Below are 6,474 nucleotides of genomic sequence, written 5' to 3'. Positions count from 1 at the left end.
TACCCACCCCCAGATCCCCTACATAGGCCGAGCCGGCGCCCACGCCGGCAGCCGTCGCCTGCCCCGCCCCGAAGTCGCCGCGAACGTACGTGACTACGGGGCGAAGCCCGACGGCAAGTCGGACGCGGCGCCCGCGATCAACCGGGCGCTTGCCGAAGCGGGAGCGAAGGGCGGCGGTACGGTCCTGATCCCACCCGGCACGTACCGCATCGACGACATCATCCGCATCGCCCACGACAACGTCGTCCTCCGAGGCGCGGGCAGCGCCCGCACCACCCTCCACGCCACCAAGAACCTCACCGAACTCATCGGCCCCTACGGCTCCCGCTACGGCGGCGACAAGAGCAGCTGGTCCTGGGCCGGAGGCCTCATATGGCTCTGTCCGCAGGGACGTTGGGAATCCCTCACCACCGCCATCAAGGCGAAGGCCTGGCCCTTCGAGGGCTGGACGGGCAACAAGCGCGACGAGTGGCAGACCCTCACCACCACTGGTCCCGCCCGTCGGGGCGACCGCACCCTGAAGGTCGCCGACACCTCCCGCCTGCGCCAGGGCGACCTGGTCCTGCTTCGCCTCGCCGACGACGCGGAACACACCCTGCTGCAGCACATGGCGGGTGACGGCCCAGGCCCGGCGTCCTACACCTGGGACGACAAGACGAAGCTCACGTCCTACGTCCCGTACGAGTGGCCGGTACGCATCACTTCCGTAAGGAAGAGCACCGTCGGCCTCGAACGCCCCCTCCCCCTGGACGTACGCCCGGAGTGGGACCCCCGACTGACCACTCACGTCAGGGCGTTGACGAACGCGGGAGTCGAAGGCCTCACGCTCGAGGCGGTCGAGACCCCGCAGTCCCCGCACCTCCTGGACAAGGGCTACAACGGCGTCACCTTCCAGTGCGCGTACGACTGCTGGGCGGACGACATCGTCGTACGCCATGTGGACAACGGCTTCGGGCTCGTCGGCGCCTCCGCCTGCACCCTCCGCAACACCCGTGTCGCGGGCCGGGGTTCGCACCACCCGTACTTCTGCCGGGAGGGCTCCCACGACAACCTGATCGAGGACTTCACCATCGAGCAGCGCACGGTCCCGGCCCCGTCGGGAACCCAGCTGCACGGCATCAACGTAGAAGGCCTCTCCTCCTACAACGTCTGGTCACGCGGCACGATGCAGATGGGCACCTTCGACAGCCACCGGGGCATGCCCTTCGCGAATGTCCGCACGGACATCACGGTCGACAACAACGGCCGCCACGGCGGAGACGCCAGCGCGGGCCCACTCTTCGGCGCCCGCTTCACCCACTGGAACATCCGCGTGACGAACAACCGCGCGGGCCTGATGAAGATCGACGGTCTGGCGCCCTACAGCGCCACAGTCGGCATCAACGAGGTCCGGGAGTTCGACCAGATCGACGTACCCGACTTCTCCGGAGAGCTGCACTCGCGCATCGAGCTCGATGGGACGACGGACGCGGTCCGGCCCCGGAACCTGTACGAGGCACAGCGCGAGCTGGGCAGTCCTCTGGCATAGGCGCTGGGCATGGGCCGATCCAGCCCCGGATGCGCACAAAATCGCCAACCGTCGGTAACTGAACGACCGCGGCGCGTGGTTCGGGCTACACAGGAGGACTGGAACGTTCTTGCCTGACGGGAGGACTGGCCCAGTGGTTCTGACGATCGATCTCGCGGTTCTGCTGGCTGTCGTCATCGTTTTGCGACTACGGAGACGGACGCAGGCCCGGAGCCGGAACGACGAGCAACTGACCGTGGTCATAGCGCTGGTCTTCGGGCTGCTGATCGCCCCGACCGCCTTCGGGCAGGGAATCCTGGACGCCGTGGGTGAGGTCGCGCAGGGGGTCACGGACGTGGGCAGCCCGTGACCCGGGCGCTCACTTCCCGCGAGGCTGGCTGAAGCGCACCATGTTGCCGGCGGGGTCACGGAAGGCGCAGTCGCGGACGCCCCATTGCTGGTCGACCGGCTCCTGAAGCACCTCGCCGCCCGCCGTGCTGATGCGCTCGAAGGCCGCGTCGACGTCGTCGGTCGAGAAGATGACGCCGCGCAGCAGGCCCTTGCCGAGGAGCTCGGCCATGGCCTGCTTGTCGGCGTCCGAGGCGTTGGGGTCGGCCAGCGGGGGTTCCAGGACGATGTTCACGTCCGGCTGCGAGGGCGCCCCGATGGTCACCCAGCGCATGTCGGCGTACCCGACGTCGCCCCGCACTTCGAGGCCGAGAATGTCGCGGTAGAAGGCGAGCGCCTTGTCGTGGTCGTCGACGGCGATGAAGGTCTGAGAGAGCTTGATGTCCATGCGTTCCAAGCTACGGTCGGGCGCCGGATCCGGCTTCTCCGTTCCTGACCGGTCGCGTGTGGATCTTGGCGATGCAGGCCGGGACGTCGGCGCCCTCGTCATGGCTCCGGGCCCGGTACGCGCTAGGGCTCTCGCCGACGAGTTCGGTGAACCGCGAGCTGAACGACCCGAGGGACGTACAGCCGACCTCGAAGCAGACCTCCGTCACCGACAGGTCGCCCCGCCGCAGCAGCGCCTTGGCCCGCTCGATCCGGCGCGTCATCAGATAGCTGTACGGCGTCTCACCAAAGGCGGCGCGAAAGCTGCGGGAGAAGTGCCCCGCCGACATGAGCGCGCCGCGCGCGAGCGCCGGAACGTCGAGCGGCTCCGCGTAGTCACGGTCCATCGTGTCGCGGGCCCGGCGAAGGCGAACCAGATCTTCCAACGTCGTCACCGGACCACCATCCCACAGGCGCCGCGAACGCCCTGCGTACGAAAAAGCCCCCTGCCCGCGAGGAAATCGCGGGCAGGGGACTCAACGAAGGCCGAGGGCTACTTCTTCTTGCCCTGGTTCTTGACCGCCTCGATGGCCGCCTTCGCGGCCTCCGGGTCGAGGTACGTGCCGCCCCGCTTCAGCGGCTTGAACTCGGCGTCCAGTTCGTAGGACAGCGGGATGCCCGTGGGGATGTTCAGGCCCGCGATGTCCTCGTCGGAGATGCCGTCCAGGTGCTTGACCAGGGCGCGCAGCGAGTTGCCGTGGGCGGCTACCAGGACCGTCTTGCCGTCCAGGAGGTCGGGGACGATGCCGTCGAACCAGTACGGGAGCATGCGGACGACGACGTCCTTGAGGCACTCCGTCTGGGGGCGCAGCTCCGGGGGGAGGGTCGCGTAGCGGGGGTCGGAGAACTGCGAGTACTCCGCTTCGCGGTCCAGCGCCGGCGGCGGGGTGTCGTACGAGCGGCGCCAGAGCATGAACTGCTCCTCGCCGAACTCGGCCAGCGTCTGGGCCTTGTCCTTGCCCTGGAGGGCGCCGTAGTGGCGCTCGTTCAGGCGCCACGAACGGTGTACGGGAATCCAGTGGCGGTCCGCGGACTCCAGCGCCAGCTGGGCCGTGCGGATCGCGCGCTTCTGGAGCGACGTGTGGACCACGTCGGGCAGCAGGCCGGCGTCCTTGAGCAGCTCACCGCCGCGGACCGCCTCCTTCTCGCCCTTCTCGTTGAGGTTGACGTCCACCCAGCCGGTGAACAGGTTCTTCGCGTTCCACTCGCTCTCGCCGTGGCGGAGGAGGATCAGCTTGTACGGTGCGTCGGCCATGCCCCTGAGCGTAATCGAACCGCCGGGCGCCCCGCGCGCCCGGCCGGGACATGGACACGGGGCCCGCCGCAGGGGGGTCAGTTGACGGTTTCTGTTAATCCGCTGGCTCTCCCAGCAATCGGGATCGTAATGTTCAGTCGTCGATAGAGACACTTACACGTGCTGGTCGATGCCGATCGCACGCCTGCCTGATTCCGTGGGGGAAACGATGTCGCTCGCCGGCTTGAGACGTGCCGCAAGAGAGTCCGTCTCGGGGCTGCCCCGAGAGTTCTGGTGGCTGTGGACCAGCACCCTCGTCAACCGGCTCGGCGCCTTCGTCGCCACCTTCATGGCGCTCTATCTGACCCTGGACCGGGGGTACTCCGCTACCTACGCCGGGCTCGTCGCCGCCCTGCACGGCCTCGGGGGAGTCATCTCGTCGCTCGGTGCCGGTGTCATGACCGACCGGCTCGGGCGGCGGCCCACCCTCCTCATCGCCCAGTCCTCCACGGCGCTCTCGGTCGCCCTGCTCGGGTTCATGAAGGATCCCTTGGCCATCGCCGCCGTGGCTTTCTTGGTCGGTATGGCCAGCAATGCCTCCCGGCCCGCCGTCCAGGCGATGATGGCGGACATCGTGCGGCCCGAGGACCGGGTGCGGGCCTTCTCCCTCAACTACTGGGCCATCAACCTCGGGTTCGCGATCTCGTCCATGGGCGCCGGCTTCATCGCCGAGTTCAGCTACCTCGCCGGGTTCCTCATCGAGGCCGCCATGACCATGGCCTGCGCGATCGTCGTCTTCGCGAAACTGCCGGAGTCGCGGCCCGTGCGGACCGCCCTGGAGAAGGAGGCCGAGCCGGAGGTGGGGCTCGGCACCGTTCTGCGGGACGGGCGGTTCATGGGGGTCGTGGGTCTTTCGTTTCTTGTCGCGTTGATCTTTCAGCAGGGGTCTGTCGGGCTGCCCGTCGCCATGGGTGAGGCCGGTTTCACGCCCGCCGACTACGGCATGTCCATCGCCGTCAACGGCGTACTGATCGTCGCCCTCCAGATCCCGGTCACCCGCTTCATCGAGCACCGGGACCCGCAGCGGCTGCTGATCATCTCCGCGCTGCTCGCCGGATACGGCTTCGGGCTCACCGCCTTCGCCGGGTCGATCGGCGTCTTCGCGCTGACCGTGTGCGTCTGGACGCTCGCTGAAATCGTCAACGCGCCCACGCAGACGGGTCTTGTGGTGCGGCTCTCGCCCCTCCACGGCAGGGGGCGCTACCAGGGCATGTACACCCTGTCGTGGGCCGTGGCCGCGCTGGTCGCCCCGCTGATGTCCGGCTTCGTGATCGACCGGTTCGGGGCGGAGTGGCTCTGGGGCATCTGCGCCGTCATCGGTACGTTCACGGCGCTCGGTTACTGGTCGCTGATGCGGGGGCTTCCGAAGGAGGAGACCGCGGTGGGGGCGGGGGCCGAGCCGCCCGCTTCGGAGAACGCCGACCCCTCGGAAGACCTCCGCGCCCACACGTAATAGACCGGCGCCGTCACCACCAGCCCCACCAGCCACGACAGATCCGCCCCGCCCAGCGGCTCCACCAGCGGGCCGGTGAACAGGGACGTGGCCACGAAGGGCAGTTGGACCGCGATCCCGATGGCGTACGAGGCGAGCGCGACGCCGTTGAAGCGGCCGTAGCGGCCGCCGTCCGGGGCGAACAGGTCCTCCATCGCGTAACGCCCGCGGTGCACCAAGTAGAAGTCGATGAGGTTGATCGCGGTCCACGGGACCAGGACCACCAGCAGGACGAGTACCAGGTTCACGAAGTTCGACACGAAGTCGGAGGAGAGGCCCACCGCTATCAGCAGCGCGCAGACGAGTACGAGCGCCGACACCGCGCCCCGTGCCGTCTGGCGCGGGGTCCAGCGCGTGCGGAACGTCTGGACGATCGTGATCAGCGAGAGCACCGCTCCGTACAGGTTCAGCGCGTTGTGGTTGATCACGGAGAAGAGGAACAGGATCAGGATCACCGGGCCGAACGGCCCGGCCGCGCTGTCGAAGCCCGCCACTGTGTCGTCCGTCCCGGGTGCCGCGAGGCCGATCACCGTGCCCGCGAGGAAGGGGAGCGTCGAGCCGAGGCACGACCCCCAGTACGTCGCCCAGAAGGTCGCCGACGTGCGCACCGTACGCGGCAGATAGCGCGAGTAGTCCGAGACGTACGGCGCGAAGGCCAGCTGCCACAGCGCGCTCAGCGAGACCGTGGCCAGCCAGCCCGCGAAGGTGAACGAACCCGTGGTGAAGAAGTCCTCCGGCAGACCGCGGGCGACGACGACCGCGACGCCCGCCACGATGCCGATGCCGAGCACCCACGTCGCGATCTTGTTGAGCGTGTGGATGAGGCGGTAGCCGACCCAGCAGATCAGCGCGGAGCCGAGCGCGCCGAGCACGATGCCCGCGTCGACCGGCACGGACGGCGCGAGGCCGTGCAGCGACTTGCCCGCGAGGACGATGTTCGACGCGAAGAAGCCGATGTACATCGCGGCGGCCACCACCACGATCAGCAGCGCGCCGACGCTGCCGAACTGCGCCCGGCTCTGGATCATCTGCGGCACGCCGAGCTGCGGGCCCTGCGCCGAGTGCAGCGCCATGAACACGCCGCCGACCAGCTGGCCGACGACGATGGCGACGACGCACGACCAGAACGACTGGTGGAAGACCTGGACGCCCATGGCGCCGGTGACCAGCGGAAGCGGTGCGATGTTCGTGCCGAACCACATCGTGAACAGGTCGCGCACGCGGCCGTGGCGCTCGTTCTCGGGGACGTGGTCGATGGTGTGCTGCTCCACCGAAGAAGATGCGGCGTCTGGTGTGGCGGTCATGCGGGACTCCCTGTCTGGACACGGGGGCGGGGGAGTACGGGGC

General features: G+C 68.6%; 7 protein-coding genes. 3 read left to right on the top strand and 4 right to left on the bottom strand.

The annotated features are described in order from the left end of the window. Together E2651_RS39800 and E2651_RS39795 are read left to right on the top strand one after the other, a co-directional pair. A partial coding sequence (locus E2651_RS39800) for a glycosyl hydrolase family 28-related protein (RefSeq protein ID WP_135336155.1) occupies nucleotides 1–1,528 on the top strand: 1,528 nt, incomplete at its 5' end. A 133-nt stretch (nucleotides 1,529–1,661) separates the two neighbouring features. Continuing rightward, nucleotides 1,662–1,877: a hypothetical protein gene (locus tag E2651_RS39795; RefSeq protein ID WP_135336154.1), complete on the top strand. Its 216-nt coding sequence runs from the start codon at nucleotides 1,662–1,664 to the stop codon at nucleotides 1,875–1,877. 9 nt (nucleotides 1,878–1,886) lie between these two features. Here the strand turns inward: E2651_RS39795 and E2651_RS39790 are convergent, their stop codons facing one another. From E2651_RS39790 to E2651_RS39780, 3 genes are all read right to left on the bottom strand, one after another. Beyond that, nucleotides 1,887–2,303, bottom strand: a complete 417-nt coding sequence (locus tag E2651_RS39790; protein WP_135336153.1) for a VOC family protein — start codon at nucleotides 2,301–2,303, stop codon at nucleotides 1,887–1,889. Between the two features lie 10 nt (nucleotides 2,304–2,313). Continuing rightward, nucleotides 2,314–2,688, bottom strand: a complete 375-nt coding sequence (locus tag E2651_RS39785; RefSeq protein WP_135336156.1) for a helix-turn-helix transcriptional regulator — start codon at nucleotides 2,686–2,688, stop codon at nucleotides 2,314–2,316. A gap of 146 nt (nucleotides 2,689–2,834) precedes the next feature. Beyond that, nucleotides 2,835–3,596 (bottom strand): phosphoglyceromutase, encoded by a 762-nt coding sequence (locus E2651_RS39780; protein ID WP_135336152.1) that lies wholly within the window; start codon nucleotides 3,594–3,596, stop codon nucleotides 2,835–2,837. A 208-nt stretch (nucleotides 3,597–3,804) separates the two neighbouring features. Between E2651_RS39780 and E2651_RS39775 the strand changes: the two genes are divergently transcribed. After that, nucleotides 3,805–5,088, top strand: a complete 1,284-nt coding sequence (locus E2651_RS39775) for an MFS transporter (RefSeq protein ID WP_135336151.1) — start codon at nucleotides 3,805–3,807, stop codon at nucleotides 5,086–5,088. Here E2651_RS39775 and E2651_RS39770 read toward each other — a convergent pair. After that, nucleotides 4,974–6,431 carry a cytosine permease gene (locus E2651_RS39770; protein ID WP_135336150.1) on the bottom strand — a complete coding sequence of 486 codons (1,458 nt, stop codon included), beginning with the start codon at nucleotides 6,429–6,431 and terminating at the stop codon, nucleotides 4,974–4,976. The two genes, E2651_RS39775 and E2651_RS39770, sit on opposite strands and share 115 nt — an antisense overlap. Between the last annotated feature and the right edge of the window lie 43 nt (nucleotides 6,432–6,474).

Origin of the sequence: Streptomyces sp. MZ04, from assembly GCF_004684775.1 — a bacterium.
Classification (GTDB): Bacteria; Actinomycetota; Actinomycetes; order Streptomycetales; family Streptomycetaceae; genus Streptomyces.
The sequence above is the reverse complement of the archived record's forward strand: the minus strand, read 5'-3'. Positions and strand labels throughout refer to the sequence as shown.